This window comes from Sphaerisporangium sp. NPDC004334 (assembly GCF_053602655.1).
The window spans coordinates 14,694-40,425 of the sequence record NZ_JBSGDZ010000048.1 but is presented as its reverse complement, the minus strand read 5'-3'; the positions used below and the strand labels follow the sequence as shown (position 1 = coordinate 40,425).

Here is a 25,732-nt window from a genome sequence, read left to right as displayed (position 1 = left end):
CAGGTCGCCGCCGCGGTAGTGGCCGGCCAGGTGCGACACCGCCTCACCCCGCCCGTCGCACACCAGCACCGCCGAATCACGATACGGCGCCGCCAATCCGGCCGAGGCGGCGTGCGCGACGTGGTGCGGCACGTAGGCGACCTGGTCGGGGTCCAGTCCCGGCAGGTAGGTGGACAGGAACGACGGGGCGCGGCGGGCGTAGGAGGTGCGCAGGTCCTCCCAGCGCTGGTCCTGACCGGGGCCGCCGGGGCGCACGAGCGCGGGGTCGTAGGAGTAGGCGACCGCGTCCAGGTCCTCAGGGCGCAGGCCCGCCTGGCTCAGGCACCACGCGGCGGCCTGCTCGGGGAGCTCCCAGGCCGAGAAGGGCACGGGACGCTTGCCATGTTTGCGGCGGCTGAACCGTTCCTCCTCCGCGGCCGCCACCACGCGCCCGTCGACCACGAGCGCGGCGGCGGGGTCGTGGAAGATCGCATTGATGCCGAGGAACCTCATCGCTTCTCCCTCCATCGGCGGGGGATGACTACCGAGAGAAGCGCTTCCCAAACAGTAAGCAGCGGCAAAACGGGCACTAAGGAAGGAGCACGCTGCGTGTCGTCACCCAAAGTAGTCGTTTGTCCCTTACGAGAAAGGGCATCCGGCAGGCTGGAGGTCTCCCCGTGCCGATCCACCCCCGTCCACGCGCGGTGCTGTTCGACCGCGACGGCACGCTCATCCACGACGTCCCCTACAACGCCGACCCGCGGCTGGTCAGCCCCATGCCCGGCGCACGGGCCGCCCTCGACCGGCTGCGCGGGGCCGGAATGCCCCTCGGCGTGGTCACCAACCAGGCCGGCGTGGCCAAGGGCCTGTTCGACGCCGTCGCCCTGCGCAGGGTCAACGCCCGCGTCGAGGAGCTGCTCGGCCCGTTCGGGGTCTGGGCGGTGTGCCCGCACGACGACGGCGACGGTTGCGCCTGCCGCAAGCCCATGCCCGGCCTCGTCCTGCGGGCCGCGCGGGCCCTCGGCGTCGCCCCGGCCGACTGCGTGGTCATCGGCGACATCGGCCGCGACATGGAGGCCGCCCGCGCGGCCGGGGCCAGGGGCATCCTGGTCCCGACCCCGGTGACCCTCCCCGCCGAGGTCGACGCCGCCCCGGAGGTCGCCCGCGACCTCGCCGACGCCGTCGAGCGGGTGCTGACATGAGAGAGGCGAGGCCATGAGGGTGCTGCTGTGGCATGTGCACGGGTCCTGGACGACCGCGTTCGTCCGGGGCGGCCACGACTACATGGTGCCGCTCACCGCCGGCCGTGGCCCCGACGGGCGCGGAAGGGCGCGCACCTACACCTGGCCCGCCTCCGTCCGCGAGGTCCCATGGGACCGCCTGCGCGAGGAGGACGTCGACGTGGTCGTGCTCCAGCGGCCGCACGAGCCGGACCTGGCCGAGCGCTGGCTCGGCCGCCGTCCCGGCCGGGACGTGCCCGCCGTCTACGTCGAGCACAACACCCCTGCCGGGGACGTCCCGGCCACCCGCCATCCGCTGGCCGGCCGAGACGACATCCCGCTGGTGCACGTCACGCACTTCAACGAGCTGTTCTGGGACGCGGGGCGGGCGCCCACCCGGGTCATCGAGCACGGCGTCGTCGACCCCGGCCACCGCTACACCGGCGAGGTGGCCCGGGCCGGCGTCGTGGTCAACGAGCCGGTGCGCCGCACCCGGGTCGCCGGGACCGACCTGCTGCCGGCGTTCGCCGCCGCCGCGCCGCTGGACGTGTTCGGCATGAAGGTCACCGGCCTGCCGTACGGCGTCTTCGAGGACCTGCCGCAGCGCGAGATGCACGCCGAGCTGGCCCGGCGCCGCGTCTACCTGCACCCCTACCGGTGGACGTCGCTGGGCCTGTCGCTGATCGAGGCCATGATGCTGGGCATGCCGGTGGTCGCGCTCGCGACCACCGAGGCCGTCGAGGCCGTGCCGCCGGAGGCCGGGGTGATCTCGACCCGGCTCGCGACGCTGACCGCCGCCCTGCGGGCGTTCACCGCCGACCCGGCGGCGGCGGCCCAGGCGGGCAAGGCGGCCCGGGCCGCCGCCTGCGCCCGCTACGGGCTGGACCGCTTCCTCGCCGACTGGGACCGGCTCCTCGCCGAGACCGCGACGGCCCGCGCCTGACGCGCGGGCTGTCACAGCCTGTGGCGCGGGCCGTCGTGCCAGACGCGCGGGTCGTCCCGCCCGAGGTTCGGGGCCGCCGGTGTCGGCCCGCGGCCCCGCCTCAGGCGGTCAGCCGTGGTCGGCGCAGCACGGGGTGGGGTTCGGCACCTCGGCCGGCATGAGCATCCCGCCCGCCGCCGGCATGGCGAGCAGGACGATCCGCCCGTCGCGCCACTGCGGCCGGACGAAGTCGTTGGTGGCCAAGGGCGCGTCCGGCGCGGGGTCCTCGGTCCGGCCGAGCACCACGACCCGCTCGACCGCCGAACGGGCGAGCACCTCGGCCGTGGTCAGGGTGCCGGTGAGCGCGTCCCTGCCCGGGAACAGCACCAGACGGCCGCTGGACCCCGCGGCGTGCGCGGCCGCCGCGAGCGCGGCGCCCTCCGCGAGGTCGCCGGGCCCGGTGCGGGCGTCGCCGAGCGCCGCCCCCAGATAGGCCGGCAGCGCGCCGAGATCCACGACGCCTGCCAGGGCCGTGCTCCCGCCGCCGGCCGTATCGGCATGCGTACCGCAGAGCCGAGCCGTGCCCGCACCGCCGGCCGTATCGGCCTGCGTACCGTCGGCGCAGGGCGCGCCCGCGCCGCCGGCCGGAGCGGTGCCCGCATCCTTCCCCGTCGCGGCGGGGACGGACAGGGAGCAGGCCACGTGCGCCAGGCCCGTGGTGCGGACGAAGTGCGTGCAGCCCACGGTCCCGGCCGGGAGGCCGAGCGACTCCGCCATCTCGTGGAGAAGGTGCTCGGCCTCCGCGACCGTCCGCGAGCCCGCGTCCAGGCCGAGGATCATCCGCGCGGCGCGATCCAGATCGGGTTGCTGTAGAACCACAGGTCCTTCCACGGGTCGGCGTCGCCGAAGACGTCGATCGCCGGGCCGGCCGGGTCCACCGACGCGCCCAGCAGGCCCACGGCGCCGCGGTTGCCGTCGGTGCCGCGCAGGCGCACGTACACCGGGCGGTCGACGGCGCCGACCTGGTAGGTGAAGGTGACCGTGCCGGTGTTCTTCTTCACCTCGAAGGACTTCACGACCTTGGTCGCCGGGGTGGTGAAGACGTCCTTGTCGGACACCGGGCCGGTCACCTCGCCCTGGATGACGTCCACGCGGGCCAGGGCCGGGATGAACTGCGCCCAGTTGGGCTGGTTCGCCAGGGTGATCTCGATGGCGATCTCCACCTTGGCGCCCTTGCGGACGTGCAGCGTGTCGCCGAGCGTCACCCCGCGCTGGCCGGTGCCCGTCTGGCGGGCGCGGACGACCAGGGCGGTGATCAGGCCGCCGTGGTCCACCCAGACGCGGCCCTGGCGGATGCCGTCCATGACGGCGGTGTAGGAGAACTCGCGCGACCCGACGTGGGTCTTGCTGTAGTAGCCCGGCCAGAAGTCGCCGCTGGAGGTGTTCGGCACGCCCTTGTAGATCGGATCGTTGTACCGGCCGTCGGTGTCGAAGTTCCCGCCCGGCCCGCGGTCGCTGGTGTCGAGGTACACCGTGTGGGAGTCGGAGTTGGCGGTGATCCACCAGCTCTTGCCCTCGGCCAGGAGGCTGTCCCACAGGCCGCCGACGGTGGCGGTCATCCAGTCGAACCCGCCGAAGGTCTTGTAGCTCTCGGGGGGGTAGGCGGCGAAGGAGTCGGCGCTTGGGCTGTTGTCGTAGAAGCCGCGCCCGCTGCCGGCGCCGTTGGGCTTGGCGATGCCCGCGGCCTGGTGGCCGGGCGCGCCCTCCATGCCGACGGCGATGGACGGCTGCGCGTCCCGCCAGCCGCGGATCTCGTGCGGGGTGTCCAGGCCCTTGCGCGCGGGGTGGTTGGCGAGGAACAGCGCGTCCTCGACGCGGCGCCGGCGCACGGCGTCGGCCAGGAAGTTCAGGCCCGCGATGGCCAGCGCCTCGTTCTGCGGGGTGCCGGCGGTCGCGCCCTTGACCGAGCCGTCGAAGGAGTTCTCGAACTCCTTCAGCGTGGCGACCTCGTTGCGGCCCGGCGCCACGAAGACGGTGCCGTGCTCGGCGGCCGGGATGTTCCACTCGAGCCCCTGGAAGACCAGGGTGTCCTTGACGGCCTTGCGCGTGGCGACGATGTCCGGGTTGACCTTGTCCACGCCGATCTTGGCGTGCGCGACGCTGCCGTGGTCGGTGATGACCATCCAGTCCAGGCCGTAGGCGTTGCCGTGCCTGACCTGGTCGCTCACCTTGTACATGCCGTCGCTGCTGTGCTGGGTGTGGATGTGGTGGTCGCCGGCCAGCCACAGGTAGCCGTCACGGGGCTCGGTGCTCGTGCGGGTGCGCTGCGTGGCGGCGGCCGCGGCGCCCTGCGTGCCCAGCACGCCGGCGGCGGTCAGGCCCGCGCCCAGCAGGCCCGCGCGGCGGAACATCTGGCGGCGCGAGAGCTCGCCGGGGGAGAGCTCGGCGTCGGGAACCGACAGGTCCACCACCGGCGCGAGGTCGCCCTGGCCGGCGTGCCCGGCGCCGTGGGAGTGGTCGTGGGGGTGAGCGTGCGAGTGCTCGTGAGGGTGGTCGTGCCCGTGGCCCATTTCTTGCCCTTCCATCCCGCCGGAGAGATCTTGCCCCGGCTACGTCAGGCAGATTGGCAAGAGCGGCTGAACCGCGCGTGAACAACCCGGATCGGCGGAAGGGCGATCGGCTTGCGACGTCGCGTACGGCCTGGGCGGTCAGCGGCCTGGTCGTAGGGCGGTCAGCGACGGACGTCGCGGGCTACTCGGTGGTGAACAGGCAGAAGGGGTGGCCGGCCGGGTCGAGGTAGACGCGGACGTCGTCCTGTGGCTGGAAGTCGGCCAGGACCGCGCCCGAAGCCGCGGCGTGCGCGCCGGCGACCTCCAGGTCCTCCACCTTGATGTCGAGGTGGACCATCATCCGCTGGTCGCCGGCGCCGGCGGGCCAGGTCGGCCGGGTGTACGCGGTCTCGGTCTGGAACGACAGGCCCGGCCCGCCGTCCGGGGCGGCGAGCTTCACCCAGTCCGGCTCGTCCTGCGACACCGTCCAGCCCAGGAGCCGGCGGTAGAACGCCGCCAGTTCCTGCGCGTCGGGGGCGTCGAGCACGATGCCCGACAGCGACATGCTGGGCCTGTCCGACATTCCGCCTCCTGTGACGTGGGGTTCCGTCCCCGGTTCCTGCACCGGCGGAAGCCGGTTAAACGACGGGTTTCGATTGCTTTCAGCGGGGCGTGGGACGGCGGTGGGCGGGGCGAGCGCCGGATCACCGGTCCGTGACCGGCGCGAAAGCGCCCAGAACGCGGTTCCAGATGAATGTTTCATCGGGCTGCCCGGTGATCCACTGTGCTGTGACCCGCGTTTGCCAAGGCCACCGCGGGTCCGGTGGGCCACGCGGGACATCGGCGGTTGCGGCCTTGCGGGGGCGGTGCGCAATCTGCTGTACATCCTCCCGAAACACTCCGACGATGGGAGCGCTCCCACAGGCGATGTCGAGCTGGGTGCTGCTTGGCCGTCTCAAGAAGGCGGCGAACCCCATCAGTTTCATGAGGGAGACAAACAGACAATGGGACCCCACCAGAGATCCTGGCGACGAGGCTTGACGGCGGTGACAGCGCTAGTGCTCACCGGCATCGGGCTCGCCGCGGCCCCGACCACGGCCCACGCCGCGGTCGCCTGTGATGTCACGTATACCAAGTCGTGGGAGGGCGGTGGCGGGTTCGGTGGCAACCTCGTCATCAAGAACCTCGGCGACGCGCTGTCCAACTGGACGCTGACGTTCACCTTCCCCGGCAACCAGCGGGTGACCAACGGGTGGAGCGCCCAGTGGTCGCAGTCGGGCGCCAACGTGAGCGCGCGGAACGAGTCCTACAACGGCAGCCAGGCCAGCGGCGCCTCGTGGACGCTCGGGTTCAACGGCAGCTTCAGCGGCAGCAACAGCAACCCGACGAGCTTCGCCATCAACGGCACGACGTGCAACGGCGGCCCTCAGCCGACGCCGACCCCCACGCCGACGCCCACCCCGACGCCGACGCCGACTCCCACGCCGACCCCCACTCCGACTCCGACCCCGACTCCGGGCGTCCAGTCGCTGGTGGTCAGCCCGACGTCGGTGACCGTCCCCGAGGGCAGCACCGCCACCTACGGCGTGCGCCTGGCGCGGCAGCCCAGCTCCAGCGTGACGGTGACCTCGACCGCCGGCAGCGGCGACTCCGACCTCACCGTCAGCAGCGGCTCCAGCCTGACCTTCACCACGTCGAACTGGAACACCGCGCAGAACGTCACCCTGGCGGCCGCCGAGGACAGTGACACCACCAGCGGCTCGCGTACCTTCAGCGTGGCCTCCTCCGGTCTGTCCTCGGTGTCGGTGACCGCCACCGAGTCCGACAACGACGGCGGCACCACGCCGACGCACGTCGACAACCCGTACTCGGGCGCGACCGGTTACGTGAACTCCGACTGGTCCTCCAAGGCCGCGGCCGAGCCGGGCGGCTCCGCCGTCGCCAACCTCTCGACCGGCGTGTGGCTGGACCGCATCGCCGCCATCGAGGGCAGCTCCAGCGTCAAGGGCGTGCGGGCGCACCTCGACGCGGCCGTCCAGCAGGACGCCGCCAACGGCAGCACCCCGCTGACGATCCAGTTCGTCGTCTACGACCTGCCCAACCGTGACTGCTCGGCGCTGGCCTCCAACGGTGAGCTCAAGGTCTCGGAGAACGGCCTCAGCCGCTACAAGAGCGAGTTCATCGACCCGATCGCCGCCATCCTGAGCGACTCGAAGTACTCGAACCTGCGCATCGTGACGGTCATCGAGATCGACTCGCTGCCGAACCTGGTCACCAACACCAGCATCGCGGCGTGCGCCGAGGCCAAGTCCAGCGGCGCCTACGTCCAGGGTATTCAGTACGCGCTGAACAAGCTGCACGCCATCAAGAACGTCTACACCTACATCGACGCCGGGCACCACGGCTGGCTCGGCTGGGACAGCAACTTCCGTCCCTCCGCCCAGCTGTTCGCCGACACCGTGCGCGGCACCACCGCCGGCTTCGCCAGCGTCGACGGCTTCATCACCAACACCGCCAACTACTCGGCCCTGACCGAGCCGTACTTCACCATCAACACCACGGTGGGCGGCCAGTCGGTGCGTCAGTCCAAGTGGGTCGACTGGAACTACTACGTCGACGAGCTGACCTATGCGCAGGCGTTCCGCCAGGAGCTGGTCTCCCAGGGGTTCAACTCCAACATCGGAATGCTGATCGACACCTCGCGCAACGGCTGGGGCGGCTCGGCTCGGCCCTCCGGGCCCAGCACCTCGACCAACGTCGACACCTTCGTGAACGCCTCCAAGGTCGACCGGCGCGTCCACGCCGGCAACTGGTGCAACCAGAGCGGCGCCGGCATCGGCGAGCGGCCCAAGGCGGCTCCCGCCACCGGTATCGACGCCTACGTCTGGATCAAGCCTCCGGGTGAGTCCGACGGCTCCAGCAAGGCGATCGACAACAACGAGGGCAAGGGCTTCGACCGGATGTGCGACCCGACCTACGGCGGTAACGAGCGCAACGGCAACAACCCGACCGGCGCCCTGCCGGACTCCCCGATCGCCGGTGCGTGGTTCTCGGCGCAGTTCCGCCAGCTCCTCGCCAACGCCTACCCGCCCATCAACTGACAATCGCAGACTGCGGACCTCGCCCCGGCTGACACGGCCGTGGCGGGGCCCGCCACCACCACCCAGCGTGGTCCCACTCCGGACAGGGGTCCTTCCGGAGCGGGACCACGCTGTTTTGTGTCCACCGCTGTGTCCACCGCTGTGTCCACCGCTGTGTCCACCGCTGTGTCCACCGCGCCCGGGGTGAGCGCGGGGCCTGTGACCTCTCCTGGCGACCTCACGGCGTGATCCCGCTTGACCTTGACACGGTGACAAGGTCTTCACTGTGGCCGAGGAGGTGGTCCCGATGACCATGCCGGACCAGGACACCGAGACGATTCGAGCCATCCAGGGGCTGGAGAACGGCGACCCGTCAGTGCGGCTACGGGCGGCGCTGGCGGTGGGCACGAGCCCCGGCCCGCGGTTCGTCGACGCGCTCGTCGAACGGTGCGCGGTAGAGCCGGAATTCTACGTACGCGACATGCTCACGTGGGCGCTCACCCGCCACGCGGCGGCGATGACGGTTCCCAGGCTCATCGACGAGCTCCGCTCGGAGCGCGCGCAGGCACGAAGTCAGGCCCTGCACACGCTGTCCAAGATCGGCGATCGGCGGGCGTGGCCGGCGATCACCAGGGCGCTGCTGACCGACGCCGACGACGAGGTCGCGCGGAGCGCCTGGCGGGCGGCGGTCGTGCTCGTGCCCGAAGGTGAGCGACCCGAGCTGGCCGGAGTGCTGGCCACACAGCTCGGACGCGGCGAACGTGCGACACAGTTGAGCCTCAGCCGGGCGCTGGTCGCGCTCGATAATGTGATCACGCCGGCCCTGCGCGCCGCCATGACGCATCCCGACCCCCGTGTGCGTCAGCACGCGATCGCCACGGAGCGGCTGTCACGCGATCCGGATGCCGGATTCGAGTTCGCGATCGAGGAGGCGAAGCGCGTCGTCGCCCTCGGCGGCTCCGGCAAGGAGGAGTGATGGGCAGTGTTGATCGGTGATGTGGCCCGGCGGTCCGGGGTCAGCGCCCGCATGCTCAGGCACTACGACGCGCTCGGTCTGGTGCGGCCGACGGGCCGTACCAGCGCCGGCTATCGCGAGTACTCCGGTGAGGACATCCGGCGGATCTTCCATATCGAGAGCCTGCGGTCATTGGGGCTGTCGCTACGTGAGATCGGGCGCGCGCTGGATGACCGCGACTTCACGCCCTCGGAGCTCGTCGACGACCTCATCCGCCAGACGCAGGAACGCATCGCGGCCGAGACGGAGCTGCTCACCCGGCTCCGCCGGATCGGCGCGGCGGAACCCGCGGGCTGGGAGGAGGTCCTGCAGATCGTCGCACTCCTGCGGGACCTCGGGGCCGCGAGCGCCGGCAGGCGCCAGCACGCGGCCCTGTCCTCGGCCGGTGAGGTCCCGGTGCCGGTGGAAGCGCTGGTCGAGGCGGCGCTGAGCGAGGCGGACCCGAACGTCGCCGGAGCCCTTCGGTGGGCGCTGGCGCGATCGGGCGATGACGCGCTGGCGCCGCTGGCGCAGGGCCTCGGCTCACCGGCGGCCGAGGTGCGCGTCCGTGCCGTCCGGTCGATCGCCGAGATCCCGGACGGCGGAGCGACCACGCTGCTACGGGACGCCCTCGAGAACCCCGACGTCGTGGTCCGCAGGTACGCGGCGCTGGCACTCGGGACCCGTGGAGTGGCCGACGCGGTCCCGATGCTCGTCGACATGGTCGTCGAGGGCGTGAACGACGTCGACGCCGCCGACGCGCTGAGCGCGCTGGCGAGTCGTCCGGCTTCGGCGGAACAGATCGCCGCCAGGCTCGTCGATCACCTCGCCCCTGGCACCGTCGGACCGTCCGCCCGTCTACGGCTGGCCCATGCGCTCGCGGAGATCCCGGGAACCACCGCCTCGCGAGCCCTCGCCGGCCTGTCGCAGGACGAAGACCGCGCCGTCGCGCTCACCGCGGCGTACATCCTCCGGATACGCGACGCACGATAACCGCCCTTCGCCGTTGGACGCTGCCCCGGACCTCACCCAAGGGTGCGATCGGGGACGGGTGGGGGACAGCCACGTGACGGCGCCATCGTCGCGGCCGGACGAGATCGGCCGCGGCGAGTCGCGGCAGGCCGCTGTCCCCCAGAGCGCGGCGACGGCGGAGCCCGGCCCGAACGCGCTGCGCGGTCCCCGGCGGACGTCCGTGAACGGAGTCCGGCTCAGGAGACCGGCCGTCGCACGCCCCCACGAAGTCGTCCTTCCCCGGCGTTCGCCATGTATCCGCAGCTCATGGGCATAAATCCGGCTATCGAGGCATTGGTTGTACTATTAAAACCATTGTATGCCTACAAGTATGGAGGCGTCGTGCCGGAGCTCAGCCGCCGCAGGCGAATGCTCGTCCTGGTCATCTGCTGCATGAGCCTGTTCATCGTCGGGCTCGACAACACCATCGTGAACGTCGCCCTCCCGGCGATCGAGCGCGACCTGCACGCGCCCGTCTCGGGCATGCAGTGGACCATCGACGCCTACACCCTTGTGCTGGCCAGCCTTTTGCTGCTGGCCGGCTCGACCGGCGACCGCGTCGGACGGCGGCGCACGTTCCAGACCGGCCTGGTGGTCTTCGCGCTCGGCTCCCTGCTGTGCGGGCTCGCGCCGAGCCTCGGCTGGCTGGTGGCCTTCCGCGTCGTGCAGGCCATCGGCGGCTCGATGCTGAACCCCGTCGCCATGTCGATCGTCACCAACATCTTCACCGACCCCCGCGAACGCGCCCGCGCCATCGGCGTGTGGGGAGGCGTGGTCGGCATCAGCATCGGCCTCGGCCCGGTCGTCGGCGGCGCGCTCATCGACTCGATCGGCTGGCGCGCCATCTTCTGGATCAACGTGCCGGTCGCCGCGGCCGCCCTGGTGCTCACCGCCGTCTTCGTCCCCGAGTCGCGGGCCTCGCGCGCCCGCCGCATCGACCCCGTCGGGCAGGTGCTGGTCATCGTGACACTGGCCGCGCTCACCTACGCGATCATCGAGGCGCCGGGGCACGGCTGGGGGTCGCCGCTCATCATCGGGTTCTCCCTCCTCGCGGTCGCCGGGCTCGCCGGCCTGCTCATCTACGAGCCGCGCCGCCGCGAACCCCTCATCGACCTGCGCTTCTTCCGCAGCGTCCCCTTCTCCGGCGCCTCGGTCATCGCGATGAGCGCGTTCGCCGCCTTCGGCGGATTCCTGTTCCTCAACACCCTGTACCTGCAGGACGTCCGTCACCTGTCCCCGTTCCACGCGGGCCTGTGCACGCTGCCGATCGCCGCGATGACCCTGCTCTGCGGCCCGCTGTCCGGACGGCTGGTCGGCGAGCGCGGGCCCCGGCCGTCCCTGGTCATCGCCGGTGTCGCCTTCACCGTGAGCGGGCTCATGCTCACCCGGCTGAGCGCCGACACGCCCCTGCTCTGGGTCCTGGCCGCCTACACCGTCTTCGGCCTGGGCTCCGGCATCGTCAACGCCCCGATCACCAACACCGCCGTCTCGGGCATGCCGATCTCGCAGGCCGGGGTCGCCGCGGCCGTCGCCTCGACCAGCCGCCAGGTCGGCCAGTCGCTCGGCGTCGCCATCGCCGGCTCGGTGCTCGCCACCGGCCTGTCCGGATCGCTCCGCGACGGCTTCGCCTCCGCCGGGCGGGCCGGCTGGTGGATCACCGTCGCGTACGGGACTGTCGTGCTCGCTCTGGGTATCATCACCACGGGCAGATGGGCGAAGGGCACCGCGGAGCGGACCGCGGCGCACCTCTCCGTCGAGGACACGAGGATTCCCGTCACGTCATGAGCCACGACCCCCAGATGGCCGCCCGAGCCTGGCACGGCATGCGCACGCTCATCCTCGACCGGTACGACCGCCGCAAGGAGGTCACCGCGGCCCTGGACATGAGCTTCATCCGCGTCAAGGCCCTGCGCCACCTCGCGGGGTCACCGATGACCATGCGCCAGCTCGCCACCGAGCTCTCCATAGACGCGCCCTACACCACCCTGGTCGTGGACGACCTGGTCCGCCGCGGCCTGGTGGTGCGCGACGTCCACCCCGACGACCGCCGGCAGAAGATCGTGACCGTCACCCCCGAAGGCGAGAAGGCCGCCGCCCGCGCCGAGGGCATCCTCGACGAGCCCCCGCCCGCCATCCTCGCCCTCGACCCCGCCGACCTCGCCACCCTCGACCGCATCATCGCCACCCTCACCCGCTGAATGACGATGCTGGTTGGATCAGAGCTCACTGCCCCCCGGACCTCCGGCCGGGGCGCTTGCCGGCAGCGCCCGGAACTCGGTGACCGACGGCCGGTCCTGCCGCTCACGCGGCACGGCCCGCAGCACTAGGCGCCCGGTCTCGATGATGTGCTGACTCCGATAGGCGGGCGTGAGAACGGCGCATCTGCATGGTTCCGGCGGCAGGACGCGAGCGCCGGGGAATGGCAGACTGTGACCATGCGGCCACCCCGAGCGAGGTACTTCAACACCACCGGCCCGTGCGGTCCTCTGCACCACTACATGTTGCCCGCCGCGCAGCGGCTTCCGCAGGCGCGGGTGCTCGTCGAGATGGACCGGTACTTCGTGCTGCACGCGCCCCGGCAGACCGGGAAGACCACCACGCTAGGCACCCTGGCCTCCGAGCTGACCGCCGAAGGCGACACCGCCGCCCTGATGTTCTCCTGTGAAGAGACCAAGGTGGCCGGTGACGACTTCGCGGTAGCGGAATCGATTTTGCTGGATTCCATCCGTGAGGCCGCCGAGCGGTCGGGATGGCCCGATGAGCTGATGCCACCCGATGAGTGGCCGCAGTCGCCCCCTGGTACCCGGGTCCGTACGGCGCTGAGCGAGTGGTGCCGCCGCTGCCCGCGCCGGGTGGTGCTGTTCTTCGACGAGATCGACGCCCTGCAGGGAAATGGCATGGTCAGCATCCTCAGCCAGCTCCGCGCCGGTCACAACGCGCGGCATGAGAGCTACCCGTTCCCCGCTTCCGTGGTGCTGTGCGGGTTGCGGGACCTGCGTGACTACAAGGTCGCCTCGGGCGGCGAACCCGGCCGCTCCAACCCGGCCAGCCCGTTCAACATCGTCGCCGAGTCACTGCGTCTCAGCGACTTCAGCGCCGACCAGATCGCCGAACTGTACGACCAGCACACCCAGGCGACCGGCCAGGAGTTCACCAAGGACGCGATAGAGCGCGTCTTCGAACTCACACAAGGACAACCATGGTTGGTCAACGCCCTGGCCTTCGAAACCATCCTCCAGGTAGGGATGACTCCCACCATCACCGTCGGGCAGATAGAGGACGCCAAGGAGCGGCTGATCCGCAAGCGCGCCACTCATCTGGACGCGCTGGTCGCCCGGCTGCGGGAGCCCAGAGTAAAGCGGGTGATCGAGCCCATCCTGGCCGGGGACTTCCCCGACGTCGACCTCACCTTCTCCGACGACCTGTCCTATGTCCGCGACCTGGGCCTGGTCAAGGAGCAACCCCCGCTGCAGGTGGCGAACCCGATCTACCGGGAGGTCATCCTGAGGGTGCTCGGCAACCCGTCGGAACAGTACGTGATGGCCGATCCGCGCAGCTTTGTGCTGCCGGACGGCCGGTTCGACCTGCCGCGCCTGTTGCGGGAGTTCGTCGTGTTCTGGCGCGAGCACGGCGAGGTGCTCGTCCGGCAGGAGGGCTACCACGAGGCCGCCTGTCAGATCATCCTCATGGCCTTCCTGCACCGGCTGGTCAACGGCGGAGGCCGGCTCGACCGGGAGTACGCCGCCGGCACCAAACGCCTGGACGTGCTGGTCCGCTGGCCTTACACCGGCCCAGAAGGCGAACGGCTCACGCAGCGCGAGGCCATGGAGCTGAAGGTCTGGCGAGCGGGCGAGAACGACCCGATGCCCGACGGCCTCGCGCAACTCGACCGGTACCTGGACCGCCTCACCCTCACCACCGGCGCGCTGGTGATCTTCGACCGGCGCCCCGAAGCCCCGCCGTGGAGGGAACGAGGCGCATTCGAGCAGGCGACCACGCCGTCCGGCCGCCAGGTCACCGTTCTGCGAGTGTGACGAGATCGGCGTCGTCTCCGCCGTCGAAGGGTTCGATCAGCCGATCGGCGGTCATGGGCTGCGGCGGCCCGTGCTCGGTGGTGATACCACGGCGGCGGCCTGCCGGCTTGGAAGCAAGCACCTGGTCAGGGGAGATGAGCCGGGTGGGTGAGTGGGTCTCCGGCGCTGGGGCGATGCCGCGTGGAGTACCACCGAGGGGGAGTCGGGTCACTATGGGACGTATGGATGAGGCATTGGCGCTGGATGAGATGACGGGGAACGTGCTGACCGGTTCCACGGTAGGCGTGCTGACCGTCCAGGGATGAGGCGCGCTGCCTCGAGCGATCGTGACGGCCGGCATGACTCTGACGTGTCGGCCTTGGATCATCCCTGGTCGCCTGATGGACCCGTGTGGTGCTTGAGGTGCTCAGGTGGGGAGCAGGGCCAGCAGGTTGGCGGGGAAGTTGGTGAAGTCGTCCGGGCGGATGGCGCGCAGGACGGTCGCCGCGAGCACCGGGTCGCGCTGGATCATGAGGGTCGCGGTGTCGGGCTGGCTGAAGAACTGCACGGTCATGGACAGCAGTTCGGTGTCGCCGGAGACGTACAGCTTGGCGGGGTAGTACTTGCCGCTTCTCTGCGCATCCGGGTTGGTGTAGTACGCCTCGAACGCCGGCATGGCGCTGACGTCGAAGGCCGGTTCGGCCTTCTCTGACTTGGGATAGATGTTGACGAGCTGAGCGCCCACCATGCGCATTCTGATGATCTGGTGCAGGCGCATCCATTCGACCGCGGGAAGGTAGAACTCGACCTGGTGCCCGATCTCGTGCACGACCGTGGACACGTCGTCCATCACCGACAGGCGCACCTTGTTGCCCACGCGCGCGGCGTTCGCCCGGTACTGCGTCACGCGGGTGCCGAGCCAGAACCGGCCGGGCTCGACGGTGTCCTCGGTGACCTCGATGTTCGACACGTGCCTCGCGGGAGGCCTGCGCGACGGCTGCACGAGTGCGGCATAGATCACCATGCCGGTCGGCGCGTTCTTGAAGAACTGGTCGGCGTACTTGCCGAAGTGCTTCTGGGTCTTGCAGGCGGCGGTCACCACGATGGTGGGCAGAGAACCGCCCTCGGCCCCGGCGCCGACGGCGAGCTTGCCGTTGTACATGGCCTGGACCACCGGGAGGGCCTCCAGGGCCTGGACCAGCGCGGCCTTCTCGGCGTTGGTGGGGTCGGCGGGCGTGTGCGCCGCCTGCAGGATCTGCTCGGCGGCCTCCACCAGGGGGTCCTTGACCGAGCCGCCGGCGTGGTTCTGGATGAGGGCCTTCAGGTCGGCGGGGACGTCCGCGTGGTTGAGGTACAGCTGCCGCTCACAGGCGACCACGTACGGGTCGAAGCGCGCGCGAACCGCCAGGCCCACCTGCGCGACCAGGTGCTCGTCGGCGGCGACGTTGGTGGCCGACGCGTAGGTGTTGGTCGCCTTGGAGGTGACCATGGACGCGTAGGACGAGACCGAGGCCCCGGAAGCCATCACCGAGCACGCGTGCATCGCCGCGTCGATGTGATTGCTCAGGACGCCCAGCGCGGGCATGGCGAGGGTGTCGATCCCCGGATCCTGGATCGCCGCGAGATAGCTTCGGACCGCGCCGTCACACACCGCGTTCTGGGTGATCCCGGCCTCCTTGACGTGGTCCTCCAGGCGCGTCAGCAGCAACGGGAAGGCGGTCGGCGCCACCGCGCCGGGATCGGAGTTCGTCTTGGAACGGTCCTCGCGCATGCCGCTGTCGGGGGACGGTTGAGCGGGAAACATGGTGGGCCTCTTTCGGGAGAGGAACGCTGAACCTGGTGCGAGCACGCCGAACAGGCGCGGTGCTCAGCGGACGGGGTGGCTTGTGCAGCGTAAGCCGGGCACGTCGCCCCGGCAATCGCCAACCGTCCCGTGTCCGCATCAGGCCAGAGGACCGCAATATCCCACTCGACCGCACCTCGATGTCCCCCGTGGCCCCAGACCGGATCCCTGACATGGTCTGTCGGCGTACGAGGAGAGCCACCCGGCTAGAGCGCAGAGCCGGGTCGGCTTCACATCGAGCGCATCCGATGGTCCATTCGTCCTCTCCTCCCGCCTCGGCGCCGGTGTTCCCCCATCGGCGGGTTAGAGGTGGCGGAGGAAGTCCATGCTTCGCTGCCAGGTGAGGGCGGTGGCTTCTTCGTCGTGTTCGCGCAGAGTCGCGTCGGTGTAGAAGTGCCCGGCTCCCGGATAGGTGAAGACCTGTACGACGGAGCCGGCGTCCGTCGCGGCACTTTCCCATGCGGCGACGGCGGCGGGAGGCGCGAACGCGTCCGGGTCGGCGACGTGCAGTTGCACGGGCAGGCCGGCCCGAGCCGAGGCGGGGATCTCGGCTATGCCGTGCACGAGCAGCACGCCCGCCGTGTCGCGCCGATCCGCCAGCAGGTCGCCGATGACCCCGGCGCCCATCGAGACGCCGGCGAGGACCGTGCCGGCGGGCATCTTCCGTACCGCGTCGCGCGCCCGTTCGACGATGACCTCCCAGCCGATCCGTTTCTGCAGGACGAACCCTTGGTCGATCGTCGTCGCGCTCTCACCTGCGTACAGGTCGGGCGTGACGACCTCGTGCCCGGCGGCGCGGAAGCGGTCGGCGGCGGCGCGTTCGACGTCGCGCAGCCCGTAAACGGAATGGAACAGAGCGATGTGAGCCATCCCGCCATCCTCCCCGACCGCCACCACCACCTTCGGCCGTCCAGACCCGGCCGCGCACGTCTTCCCTGGTGACAGAGGCCGACCCGGTTGCGGCGTGTATCAATTCCTCCGCCTCCAGGGGGTGGAGGGGGAGGAATTGATACACGCGTCTCGCCGAGACCGTGCCTCGCCGCAGGCTCGGACATGGAGCGGGCAGGCCGGTGGGTCAGTGGTCGCGCTTGGCGAGGAGGTGGGCCAGGGCGTGGAGTTCGGCGGCGGGGCGGGGGGCGGGGTCGGCGGAGGCGAGGTGGGCGAGCGCCTCGGCCAATAGGTCGTCCGCCCGGGCCTGGGTCCAGGCGCGGCCGCCGGCGGCCTCGATGAGTGAGGCGATGCGCGCCAGTTCGGGGGTCCCGGGCGCCTGTTCGGCGGGGGCGAGAACGGACGAAGCGGACGAGGCGGGCGGTTGACCCGCCGGGGAGATCCCCGGTGCGGCTGCGGCATGCCCGGATCCGGCGGGGGTGGATGGCCGTGCCGGTGAGGTGGGGGGTTGGGGGTGGCGGTAGAAGGCGGTCAGTTGCTTGCCGGGTGGGGTGGCGGAGGTGAGGGCGGCGACGACGGGGAGGGACTTCTTGCGGTTGCGCAGGTCGGAGAAGACCGGTTTGCCGGTCACCGACGGGTCGCCCCAGATGCCGAGCAGGTCGTCGACCATCTGGAAGGCCAGCCCGAGACGCGAGCCGAACGCGCGCAGGGCCTCGATGACCTCGGGACCGCCGTCGCCGGACAGGGCGCCGAGGGCGCAGGAGGCGGCGAGCAGGGCCGCGGTCTTCCCCTCGGCCATGCTCACGCACTCGGCCAGAGTGACCTCGTCGCGGGTCTCGAAGGAGGTGTCGGCGCTCTGGCCCTCCACCAGGTCGAGCACCGCCGCGCCGAGCACCCGCGTCGCCTCGTCGGCGACCGGGCCGCCGCCGGCCCGCAGCACCTCGAACGCGAGCGTCAGCAGGGCGTCCCCGGCGAGGATCGCCCCGCTGACCCCGAACACGCTCCAGGCGGTCGGACGGTGGCGCCGGGTCGCGTCGCCGTCCATGACGTCGTCGTGCAGGAGCGAGAAGTTGTGCACCAGCTCCACCGCCACCGCCGCGGGCACGGCCGAGGCGGCCGAGCCCCCGGCCGCCTCGGCGGCCAGCAGGACCAGCGCGGGTCGTACGGCCTTGCCCGCGTTGCCCGACGCGGGACGGCCCTGCTCGTCCAGCCAGCCGAAGTGGTAGGCGGCGATGCGCCGCATGGAGGGCGGCAGCGACTCCACCGCGGACCGCAGCGGCGGCCCGGTCAGCTCGCGGCTCCACGCGAGCACCTCCCGGGGCGGCCGTCCGGTGGTCACCGTCTTCGCCATGAGCACGGCTCCTTCCCGCTCGCTCATCGTGCCGGCCATGCGCGTCACGCCCTTTCACCGGCCCTCGGGGCGTCCCGGCGCCCGGCCGGTGGGCGCGCGGGACGTGCGACGGCCGCCGGGCGCGGCCGGGGTCGTTCGCGCGGCCCCGGCGTCACCCGGGTCGTTCCCCGGGTGGTGCGCCGGCCGCCGGTCTGTCAGTGACCCCGACGGTGGTCGGCCGCCCGTTGGTTTGTTCCCCGAACGGCGTGTCCGACCGCGGTTTCAGTGACCGATCTCGACGTGTTCGAGCACGCCCAGTGCGTCCGGCACCAGGACCGCGGCGGAGTAGTAGGCGCTGACCAGGTAGGAGATGATGGCGTGCTCGTCGATGCCCATGAAGCGCACCGACAGGCTCGGCTCGTACTCGTCGGGCAGGCCGGTCTGGTGCAGGCCGATGACGCCCTGGTCGTCCTCGCCGGTGCGCAGCACCAGGATCGAGCTGGTGCGGGTCTTGGTGATCGGGATCTTGTTGCAGGGCAGCAGCGGGACGCCCCGCCAGGCCGGCACGGCGTGGTCGAACAGCTGCACGGTGTCCGGGTACAGGCCGCGGCGGCTGCACTCCCTGCCGAACGCCGCGATCGTCTGCGGGTGGGCCAGGAAGAAGTGCGACTTGCGGCGCCGGCACAGCAACTCGTCGAGGTCGTCGGGGGTGGGTGGGCCGGTGCGGGTCTGGACGCGCTGCCGCAGGTCGGCGTTGGGCAGCAGCCCGAACTCGGGGTTGTTGATCAGCTCGTGCTCCTGGCGCTCGCGCAGAGCCTCGATGGTGAGGCGCAACTGCTCGTGCGTCTGGTTCATCGGCTGGTTGTACAGATCGGCGACGCGGGTGTGGATGCGCAGGATGGTCTGCGCGACGCTGAGCTCGTACTCGCGGGGGCTGGCCTCGTAGTCGACGAAGGTGGTCGACAGCGACGGCTCGCCGGAGTGGCCTGAGGTGATGTCGATGGCGGCCTCGCCGTGCTTGTTGTGCGGGGGCCGAGGGTGCCGTTCGTGCTCCTCCACGTGGTCGCGCAGCGTCGCCGACTGGTCGAGCAGCTCCTGGAACGCGTGGCGGGAGAGGGTGAGGACGGTGGTCGGGGTGACCGCCTTGATCGTGTGCTCCCACGTGGCCGGGGTGGCCGCGGACAGGGAACGGTCGCCGTAGTACTCGCCGTCGGCCAGGACGGCCAGGGTGGTCTGGTCGCCGTACTCGCCGGCGCCGATCTTGTTGACCTTGCCGTGCGCGATGAGGATGAGCCGGTCGGCCGGGTCGCCGATCTGCGCGATGGTGCTGCCGGGCTCGTGCTGGTGCTGGGTGAAGCGGCTCGCCAGCGCCTCCAGCACGCCGTCGTCGCCGAAGTGGCGCAGCAGCGGAAGCTCGCGCAGCTCGGGCGGGACGACGCGCACGTCGTTGCCCTGGTTGGTGAAGCTCAGCCGCCCGTCGCCGACGGCGTAGGTGAGGCGGCGGTTGACGCGGTAGGCGCCGCCGGGCGTGTTGACCCAGGGCAGCATGCGCAGCAGCCATCGTGAGGTGATGTTCTGCATCTGTGGCTGCGACTTGGTGGTCGTGGCCAGGTTGCGTGCCGCCGTGGTGGCCAGGCTCTGCTGCGGCCTGCCGTTTTCCGTGCCTGTCATCTCGCTGGTCGTCTCGGTCACGACCACACCACCAATCCCTATCGCATCGAACGGAGGAGACGCTGAAACAGGAGCGAGGTCTTCCCGGATGACTCCGGGTCGTACGGTGCGCAGTGATCGGGTGTTCGCCAGGTGTACATGAAGGAATAGTTGTGGAAACCCGCGCCGGCCCTGGCGGCCGGGGGTCCGGTGATTTCCGGGGCGGAGGCGGAAACGCCGGGAACGCGGGGTGGAGCGCTGTGATGCCGTTTTGTCTTTCATGGCGCCGGTCGAATGCGCGATGGTGCGCTCTTCGCCGTGGTCGGGGGATCGTCGCTGAGTCGGGAACGGGGGTGCTCTGGCCACGTGTCGCTTTCCGCGGCCTGCTCGGACGCAATGATTATGGAGCCTTGATCTTCGGTGTGTCAATTACCGTTTTCCCTGGCCATTGCCCGTGGGGCGAATCAGATATCACTGGCGAGAAGACGCGCTGGTCGATATTTCATAAAGTGCCGTGTTTATTAATTGAATGTGGTTTGGCGGGTTTGGTGGTCTTCATCGGATGCCCGCCGCTAGCCGGCGCTCGAGCTCGCGGCCCGCCCGATCGCCGGCCCGCCGGCGGCTGCGTCACCCGTGCCCGAAGGCCGCGGCGGGAGAAGGCGTAGGCTCGGCGGTATGGCCCAGGACCACCCGTCCGAGGCCCGTGCCACCGGCTCGGCCGGCGCGTCGTGCGGCCGGGGGGCCCGCCGCCGAGCACGATAGGGGGCCTCGATGCCCGACCGCCTCTTCTCGGACCGCAGGGATGCCGGGCGCGCGCTCGCCGGTCTCCTCGACCACCATCGGGGGCGGCCGGACCTGCTGGTGCTGGCGCTGCCACGCGGTGGCGCCCCCGTGGGGTACGAGGTGGCGCGGGCCCTCGGCGCAGACCTGGACGTCTTCGTCACCCGCAGCCTCGGCGTGCCCGGCCAGGAGGACCTGGCGATGGGCGCCATCGCGGGCGACGGCGTCATCGCCCTCAGCGACGACGTGGTCAGGGGTCTGGCCATCCCTCCAGGGGTGGTCGAGCACGTCGCCGGCCTGGAAGGACGGGAGATCACCCGCTGGGAGCGGCACTTCCGCCAGTGTCGTCCCGCGCAGCCGGTCGAGGGCCGGGAGGTGATCGTCGTGGACGACGGCCTGGCCACCGGCGCCGCCATGACCGCCGCGCTGAAAGCCCTGCGGCGGCAGCGCCCCGCGCGCGTCGTCGTCGCCCTGCCCGCCTGCTCGGCCGCCACCTATGAGGAACTGCGGATGACGGCGGACGAGGTCGTCGTCGCCACCACGCCCTCGCCGTACTTCGTCGTAGACCCCTCCTACTGGGACTTCGTCGAGGTGACCTTGGAGGACGTGCGCGACCTGCTGCGGGCCTCGGCCACCTCGGCGCAGGCCAGGGCGCCCGGGCAGGGGCCCGGGGCCGTCGCGGGCCTGCGCGCGGAGGCGATACCGCTCGACAACGGCGTGCCGTCGCCGGACGTGCTGTTCGACCTGGTGGGTGAGGCCAGGTTCGTGCTCATCGGTGGCGCTTCCCACGGCACCCACGAGTTCTACGCGGCGCGCGCCGCCATGACCCGGCGCCTCATCGAGGAGCGCGACTTCCGCGCCGTCGCCGTGCAGGCCGACTGGCCCGACGCCTACCGGGTGAACCTGTACGTCCACGGCCGCGGCAACGACGCCACCGCCGAGCAGGCGCTGGGCGGCTTCGAGCGGTTCCCGTCGTGGATGTGGCGCAACGCGGTCGTGCTGGACTTCGTCACCTGGCTGCGCGACCACAACGACGGCGTCCTCGCCGGGCTCTGCGGCCAGGCCGGCTTCTACGGGCTCGACGTCTACGGCGCGCACCGGACGATGCGGCGGGTCGTCGACTTCCTCCAGGAGACCGACCAGGTCGCCGCCGCCCGCGCCCGCGACCGGTACGCCTGCTTCGACCACCTCGGTCCGGAGGACCGGCCGTACGGGCTGAGCCCGGCCTGCGGCGCCGGCGAGAGCAGCGAGGAGGCGATGATCGCTAGGCTCGTCGCCCTGCGGCGCGAGGCGATGAGCTCCGCCCGCGAGGAGGGCCTGCTCGCCGAGGACGAACTGTTCTACGCCGAACTCAACGCCGCGGCCACGAGGAACGCCGACGAGCACTACCGGTCCATGCTCGGCGGCCGCATCTGCGCCTGGAACCATCGCGACCGCCACATGGCCGACACGCTGGACGCGCTGTCGGAGCACCTCGCGCGGCGGCGCGGCGGCCCCGCCAAGATCGTCGTATGGGCGCACGACGCCCATGTGGGGGACGCGCGGGCCACGGAGGCGGCGTGCCGGGGCGAGATCAACCTCGGCATGCTCGTGCGCGAACGGCACGGGGACGCCTGCCGCAGCATCGGAATGACCACCTACACCGGCACGGTCACCGCCGCCGATCAGTGGGGCACGCGGCCCGAACGCAAGTGGCTGCGCCCCGCCCTGTCCGACAGCGCCGAGGAATTGTTCCACGAGGTCGGGGAGAAGCAGTTCCTCACCTGGTTCGCGGCGGCGCCCCGCAGCGCCGACGTGCTGCGCTCGGCCCGTCTGCAGCGCATGATCTCGGCGGTGTACCGCGCCAGGTCCGAGCGCCGGTGCCACTACTTCCGCGCCCGCCTGAGCGACGAGTTCGACGCGGTCCTGCACATGGACGAGACCCGCGCGGTGGAGCCGCTCGACCGGACTCCCGAATGGGACCACGACCGACTTCCCCGCGCCTGTCCCCCCGAGGGGTGATCGCCGTCGCGGTCCTCACGACGCCGGGGGCCGCGCCGGCCGGGCAGGGCCGGAGGACACCGGCCGTTTCCCGCCGACCAGGAAGGAGGAGGTGATGGCGGAGCCGCGGAGCCTGGCCGTTCCGGCGGGGGACGTCTCGCTCGGGGCGGACGTGGCCGTGCCGCCGGACGCCCAGGGTGTGGTGGTGTTCGCCCACGGCAGCGGCAGCGGGCGGCACAGCCCCCGCAACCGGCACGTCGCCGCCGAGCTGAACGCCGCGGGGCTGGCCACCGTGCTGATGGACCTGCTGACCCGCGAAGAGGAGGAGATGGACGCCTTCACCGGCGCCCTCCGCTTCGACATCGGCCTGCTCGCCGAGCGGGTGGTCGCGGTCACCGACTGGGTGGCGCGGCAGGAGCGGCTGTCGGCCCTCGGCATCGGGATCTTCGGCGCCAGCACGGGCGCGGCGGCGGCCCTGGTGGCCGCGGCCCGGCGTCCGGACACGGTGCGGGCGGTCGTGTCGCGCGGCGGGCGGCCGGACCTGGCCGGCGACCACCTGCGCGAGGTGCGTCAGCCGACCCTGCTCATCGTGGGCGGCGACGACCCGATGGTGATCGTCCTGAACCGGGAGGCCATGGAGCGGATGCCCGGCCCCACCGGGTTCGCGGTCGTCCCCGGCGCCACCCACCTGTTCGAGGAGCCCGGCACGCTCGACGAGGTGGCCCGCCTGGCCGGGGAGTGGTTCGTCCGCCACCTGAGCGGCGCGGATTCCAGCGGCGGGCACCCCGGCGGCGGGTCCCCCGGCGGCGCGCACCCCCTTTCCTGAGGCGCGTTCTTCACGGCGCTCAGGGCCCCCAAGGTAGGAGATCAAGCCTTTACTCCCGGTTGTCCGCCTTGGGGTGTCGGCACCGTGTGTACGCATCGTAGCCTGACGACTACGGTACATAACGGAGCGTGAACATGCCTGTGACGTCGACCACGCGCGAGGCGGTCAGCGAAGCCTTCTCCCGGCGGGAGCCGGCGGGGCGCCGGCTCGCCGAGGACTCCGAGCGCATCACGCGCGCGTGCCGTGCCATGGCCGTGCGGTTCCACCGCGGCGGCAAGCTGATCGTCTTCGGCAACGGCGGCGCGGGCACCGACGCCTCCCACATCGCCGTCGAGTTCATGCACCCCGTCGTCGTCGGCAAGCGCGCCCTGCCCGCGATGGCGCTCGGCAACGACGCCGCCACCGTCTCCGCGGTCGGCGCCCGCGACGGCCTGGCCGAGGTCTTCGCCCACCAGGTGCGCCACTGGGGCGCTCCGGCCGACATGGCCCTCGGCGTCTCGCCCGACGGGTGGTGCGCCAACGTCCTGAAGGGGCTGGAGGCCGCCCGCGAGCAGGGCCTGTTCACGATGGCCCTGCTCGGCGGCGACGGCGGCGCGATCGCCCGCAGCGCGGCGGTGGACCACGCGCTCATCGCCGGCTCCGAGGACCCCGCGGTGGTCAAGGAGATCCACGTCACGATGTACCACGTCCTGTGGGAGCTGGTCCACGTCTTCCACGCCCGCACCCGCCCGGACACGTCCCGATGACCCCTCGCGAGGGCACGCCCGCGCCCGTCCGCCGCGCCGCCGCGCGCGCGGGGAGGAGCGCCGATGGGCGCCGGTGACGAGGCGTCGGCGGAGGGCACGCACAATCTGTACCCCTTCCTGCGCGGACGCGGCCACGGGCCCGGCGGCGAGCACGGCCGGCGCGGCGAACTGGAGGAGCACGCCGTCCGCTCGACCGCGGCCAAGGCGGAGGAGATTCTGCGGCTGCGCGCGCAGGTGGGCGAGTTGCACGCCGAGCGGCTCGCCGCGTGCGCGCAGGACATGGCGGACCGGTTCTCCGCGGGCGGGCGGCTGTTCACCTTCGGCAACGGCGGCAGCAGCACCGACGCCCAGGAGGTCGCCACCCTCCACCTGCGGCCCCGGCACGGACCGCCGCTGCCCGCGCTGTGCCTGACCTCCGACGTCGCCGTCGTCACGGCCCTGTCCAACGACGTCGGGTTCGACGTCGTCTTCGCCCGGCAGATCGCGGCCCTGGCCCGTCCCGGCGACATCGCCCTCGGCCTGTCCACCAGCGGCGGCTCCGCCAACCTCGTCCAGGCCTTCGAGGAGGCGTGGGGACGCGGCCTGCTCACCGTGGGCCTGGCCGGCTACCAGGGCGGACGGCTCGCCGAGCTGGCGGAGCTGGACGTCCTGGACCACCTGTTCGTCATCCCGTCCACGTCCGTGCACCGCATCCAGGAGGCGCAGACGACGCTCTACCACGTGCTCTGGGAGGTCACCCGGCACCTGCTGCAAGACGCGCCCGCCACCGGCCGCGGCGACGAGCGGGGGCGCGTCCCGACGCTCACCGACACCGGCCAGGAGTGCCAGGAGTAATGGAGGCGGTATGGGCACCATGACAGAGTCCGCGCAGGACAGGGCACGGGAGCAGAAGGAACCCGTCGTCCACATCCTCTGGATCAACGCCGGCATGAGCTGCGACGGCGACTCCGTCTCGCTCACCGCGGCGACGCAGCCGAGCATCGAGGACATCGTGCTGGGCGGCCTGCCGGGCCTGCCGGCCGTGGACGTCCACTGGCCGCTGATCGACTTCCACAGCGGGCCGATGCAGGGCGCCGACGCCATGATCGAGTGGTACTTCCTCGCGGCGCGCGGCGCGCTGGAGCCGTTCGTCCTGGTCGTCGAGGGCTCGATCCCCAACGAGTCGATCAAGCAGGAGGGCTACTGGTCGGGGTTCGGCAACAACCCTGAGACCGGCCAGCCGATGACCCTGCCCGAATGGCTGGACATCCTGGCCCCCAAGGCGACCGCCGTCGTCGCGACCGGCACCTGCGCCACCTACGGCGGCATCCACGCCATGGCCGGCAACCCGACCGGGTGCATGGGGCTGGCCGACTACCTCGGCTGGGAGTGGCGGTCCAAGGCCGGCGTCCCGATCGTGAACGTCCCCGGCTGCCCGGTGCAGCCCGACAACATGTCCGAGACGCTTCTGTACCTGCTCTACCAGCTCAACGGGCAGGCGCCGATGATCCCGCTGGACGAGGCGCTGCGCCCCACGTGGCTGTTCGGCCAGACCGTCCACGAGGGCTGCGACCGGGCCGGGTACTACGAGCAGGGGCAGTTCGCCGTCGAGTACGGCTCGCCGAAGTGCCTGGTCAAGATCGGCTGCTGGGGGCCGGTCGTGAAGTGCAACGTGCCGAAGCGGGGCTGGATGGCCGGCCTCGGCGGCTGCCCGAACGTCGGCGGCATCTGCATCGCCTGCACGATGCCCGGCTTCCCCGACAAGTTCATGCCGTTCATGGACGAGCCGCCCGGGGCGATGGTGTCCTCCTCGATCAGCACGGTGTACGGCGGGGTCGTGCGCAAACTGCGCGGGATCACGCTGCACACGGTCGACAAGGAGCCGAAGTGGCGGGCCAAGGGCCGCGCCCTGCTCACCGGGTACCGGGCGCCGTGGAGCTGA

Annotated in this window: 21 protein-coding genes; 13 read left to right on the top strand and 8 right to left on the bottom strand. The window is 71.5% G+C overall.

The genetic code is table 11. The annotated features are described in order from the left end of the window. The coding region (locus ACWEN6_RS38510; RefSeq protein ID WP_452576914.1) for a carbamoyltransferase N-terminal domain-containing protein at nt 1–492 on the bottom strand (492 nt) is incomplete at its 3' end. 164 nt (nt 493–656) lie between these two features. Between ACWEN6_RS38510 and ACWEN6_RS38505 the strand changes: the two genes are divergently transcribed. After that, on the top strand, nt 657–1,181 hold the full coding sequence (locus ACWEN6_RS38505; protein ID WP_452576912.1) for a D-glycero-alpha-D-manno-heptose-1,7-bisphosphate 7-phosphatase: 525 nt from the start codon (nt 657–659) through the stop codon (nt 1,179–1,181). 13 nt (nt 1,182–1,194) lie between these two features. Next, a complete protein-coding gene (locus tag ACWEN6_RS38500) occupies nt 1,195–2,142 on the top strand; it encodes a glycosyltransferase (protein WP_452576910.1) in 948 nt (315 codons plus the stop codon). A 108-nt stretch (nt 2,143–2,250) separates the two neighbouring features. Here the strand turns inward: ACWEN6_RS38500 and ACWEN6_RS38495 are convergent, their stop codons facing one another. From ACWEN6_RS38495 to ACWEN6_RS38485, 3 genes are all read right to left on the bottom strand, one after another. Beyond that, nucleotides 2,251–3,000: a hypothetical protein gene (locus tag ACWEN6_RS38495; RefSeq protein WP_452576908.1), complete on the bottom strand. Its 750-nt coding sequence runs from the start codon at nt 2,998–3,000 to the stop codon at nt 2,251–2,253. After that, nucleotides 2,958–4,706 (bottom strand): hypothetical protein, encoded by a 1,749-nt coding sequence (locus tag ACWEN6_RS38490; RefSeq protein ID WP_452576907.1) that lies wholly within the window; start codon nt 4,704–4,706, stop codon nt 2,958–2,960. Before ACWEN6_RS38490 ends, ACWEN6_RS38495 begins: the two co-directional genes overlap by 43 nt. A gap of 166 nt (nt 4,707–4,872) precedes the next feature. After that, on the bottom strand, nt 4,873–5,253 hold the full coding sequence (locus tag ACWEN6_RS38485) for a VOC family protein (protein WP_452576905.1): 381 nt from the start codon (nt 5,251–5,253) through the stop codon (nt 4,873–4,875). Between the two features lie 463 nt (nt 5,254–5,716). Between ACWEN6_RS38485 and ACWEN6_RS38480 the strand changes: the two genes are divergently transcribed. The 6 genes from ACWEN6_RS38480 to ACWEN6_RS38455 all read left to right on the top strand — a co-directional run bounded on the left by ACWEN6_RS38480 (nt 5,717) and on the right by ACWEN6_RS38455 (nt 13,789). Further along, entirely contained in the window at nt 5,717–7,771 is a 2,055-nt protein-coding gene (locus ACWEN6_RS38480) for a glycoside hydrolase family 6 protein (protein ID WP_452576903.1), read from the top strand. Between the two features lie 286 nt (nt 7,772–8,057). Next, the gene (locus tag ACWEN6_RS38475) at nt 8,058–8,726 is read left to right on the top strand and encodes a HEAT repeat domain-containing protein (protein ID WP_452576901.1); all 669 of its coding nucleotides are present in this window, start codon (nt 8,058–8,060) and stop codon (nt 8,724–8,726) included. 6 nt (nt 8,727–8,732) lie between these two features. Next, the gene (locus ACWEN6_RS38470; RefSeq protein ID WP_452576900.1) at nt 8,733–9,737 is read left to right on the top strand and encodes a HEAT repeat domain-containing protein; all 1,005 of its coding nucleotides are present in this window, start codon (nt 8,733–8,735) and stop codon (nt 9,735–9,737) included. Between the two features lie 360 nt (nt 9,738–10,097). Further along, entirely contained in the window at nt 10,098–11,540 is a 1,443-nt protein-coding gene (locus tag ACWEN6_RS38465; protein WP_452576898.1) for an MFS transporter, read from the top strand. Further along, entirely contained in the window at nt 11,537–11,953 is a 417-nt protein-coding gene (locus ACWEN6_RS38460; RefSeq protein ID WP_354840680.1) for a MarR family winged helix-turn-helix transcriptional regulator, read from the top strand. Before ACWEN6_RS38465 ends, ACWEN6_RS38460 begins: the two co-directional genes overlap by 4 nt. 237 nt (nt 11,954–12,190) lie before the next feature. Then, a complete protein-coding gene (locus ACWEN6_RS38455; protein ID WP_452576896.1) occupies nt 12,191–13,789 on the top strand; it encodes an AAA family ATPase in 1,599 nt (532 codons plus the stop codon). A gap of 406 nt (nt 13,790–14,195) precedes the next feature. Here the strand turns inward: ACWEN6_RS38455 and ACWEN6_RS38450 are convergent, their stop codons facing one another. The 4 genes from ACWEN6_RS38450 to ACWEN6_RS38435 all read right to left on the bottom strand — a co-directional run bounded on the left by ACWEN6_RS38450 (nt 14,196) and on the right by ACWEN6_RS38435 (nt 19,521). Continuing rightward, nucleotides 14,196–15,572 carry a hypothetical protein gene (locus tag ACWEN6_RS38450; RefSeq protein ID WP_452576894.1) on the bottom strand — a complete coding sequence of 459 codons (1,377 nt, stop codon included), beginning with the start codon at nt 15,570–15,572 and terminating at the stop codon, nt 14,196–14,198. A 342-nt stretch (nt 15,573–15,914) separates the two neighbouring features. After that, nucleotides 15,915–16,481: a dienelactone hydrolase family protein gene (locus tag ACWEN6_RS38445; RefSeq protein ID WP_452576893.1), complete on the bottom strand. Its 567-nt coding sequence runs from the start codon at nt 16,479–16,481 to the stop codon at nt 15,915–15,917. Nucleotides 16,482–16,686: 205 nt separating this feature from the next. Further along, nucleotides 16,687–17,850, bottom strand: coding sequence for a family 2 encapsulin nanocompartment cargo protein polyprenyl transferase (locus ACWEN6_RS38440; RefSeq protein ID WP_452576891.1), 1,164 nt, complete (start codon nt 17,848–17,850; stop codon nt 16,687–16,689). Nucleotides 17,851–18,111: 261 nt separating this feature from the next. Then, the gene (locus ACWEN6_RS38435; RefSeq protein WP_452576890.1) at nt 18,112–19,521 is read right to left on the bottom strand and encodes a family 2B encapsulin nanocompartment shell protein; all 1,410 of its coding nucleotides are present in this window, start codon (nt 19,519–19,521) and stop codon (nt 18,112–18,114) included. 729 nt (nt 19,522–20,250) lie between these two features. Between ACWEN6_RS38435 and ACWEN6_RS38430 the strand changes: the two genes are divergently transcribed. The 5 genes from ACWEN6_RS38430 to ACWEN6_RS38410 all read left to right on the top strand — a co-directional run bounded on the left by ACWEN6_RS38430 (nt 20,251) and on the right by ACWEN6_RS38410 (nt 25,732). Continuing rightward, entirely contained in the window at nt 20,251–22,260 is a 2,010-nt protein-coding gene (locus tag ACWEN6_RS38430; RefSeq protein WP_452576889.1) for an erythromycin esterase family protein, read from the top strand. Between the two features lie 94 nt (nt 22,261–22,354). Further along, the gene (locus ACWEN6_RS38425; RefSeq protein WP_452576888.1) at nt 22,355–23,065 is read left to right on the top strand and encodes a dienelactone hydrolase family protein; all 711 of its coding nucleotides are present in this window, start codon (nt 22,355–22,357) and stop codon (nt 23,063–23,065) included. Nucleotides 23,066–23,199: 134 nt separating this feature from the next. After that, the gene (locus ACWEN6_RS38420; RefSeq protein WP_452576886.1) at nt 23,200–23,811 is read left to right on the top strand and encodes a D-sedoheptulose-7-phosphate isomerase; all 612 of its coding nucleotides are present in this window, start codon (nt 23,200–23,202) and stop codon (nt 23,809–23,811) included. 63 nt (nt 23,812–23,874) lie between these two features. Next, nucleotides 23,875–24,645, top strand: coding sequence for a D-sedoheptulose-7-phosphate isomerase (locus ACWEN6_RS38415; protein ID WP_452576885.1), 771 nt, complete (start codon nt 23,875–23,877; stop codon nt 24,643–24,645). Nucleotides 24,646–24,655: 10 nt separating this feature from the next. Further along, complete coding sequence (locus ACWEN6_RS38410) at nt 24,656–25,732, top strand: NADH-quinone oxidoreductase subunit B family protein (RefSeq protein ID WP_452576883.1); 1,077 nt, start codon at nt 24,656–24,658, stop codon at nt 25,730–25,732.

Coding starts and splice junctions, on each gene's coding strand:
- ACWEN6_RS38445 (WP_452576893.1), bottom strand. CDS start 16,481: ATGGCTCACATCGCTCTGTTCCATTCCGTTTACGGGCTGCGCGACGTC.
- ACWEN6_RS38420 (WP_452576886.1), top strand. CDS start 23,200: ATGCCTGTGACGTCGACCACGCGCGAGGCGGTCAGCGAAGCCTTCTCC.
- ACWEN6_RS38450 (WP_452576894.1), bottom strand. CDS start 15,572: ATGTTTCCCGCTCAACCGTCCCCCGACAGCGGCATGCGCGAGGACCGT.
- ACWEN6_RS38455 (WP_452576896.1), top strand. CDS start 12,191: ATGCGGCCACCCCGAGCGAGGTACTTCAACACCACCGGCCCGTGCGGT.
- ACWEN6_RS38475 (WP_452576901.1), top strand. CDS start 8,058: ATGACCATGCCGGACCAGGACACCGAGACGATTCGAGCCATCCAGGGG.
- ACWEN6_RS38460 (WP_354840680.1), top strand. CDS start 11,537: ATGAGCCACGACCCCCAGATGGCCGCCCGAGCCTGGCACGGCATGCGC.
- ACWEN6_RS38440 (WP_452576891.1), bottom strand. CDS start 17,850: ATGGCGAAGACGGTGACCACCGGACGGCCGCCCCGGGAGGTGCTCGCG.
- ACWEN6_RS38415 (WP_452576885.1), top strand. CDS start 23,875: ATGGGCGCCGGTGACGAGGCGTCGGCGGAGGGCACGCACAATCTGTAC.
- ACWEN6_RS38410 (WP_452576883.1), top strand. CDS start 24,656: ATGGGCACCATGACAGAGTCCGCGCAGGACAGGGCACGGGAGCAGAAG.
- ACWEN6_RS38500 (WP_452576910.1), top strand. CDS start 1,195: ATGAGGGTGCTGCTGTGGCATGTGCACGGGTCCTGGACGACCGCGTTC.
- ACWEN6_RS38430 (WP_452576889.1), top strand. CDS start 20,251: ATGCCCGACCGCCTCTTCTCGGACCGCAGGGATGCCGGGCGCGCGCTC.
- ACWEN6_RS38485 (WP_452576905.1), bottom strand. CDS start 5,253: ATGTCGGACAGGCCCAGCATGTCGCTGTCGGGCATCGTGCTCGACGCC.
- ACWEN6_RS38490 (WP_452576907.1), bottom strand. CDS start 4,706: ATGGAAGGGCAAGAAATGGGCCACGGGCACGACCACCCTCACGAGCAC.
- ACWEN6_RS38425 (WP_452576888.1), top strand. CDS start 22,355: ATGGCGGAGCCGCGGAGCCTGGCCGTTCCGGCGGGGGACGTCTCGCTC.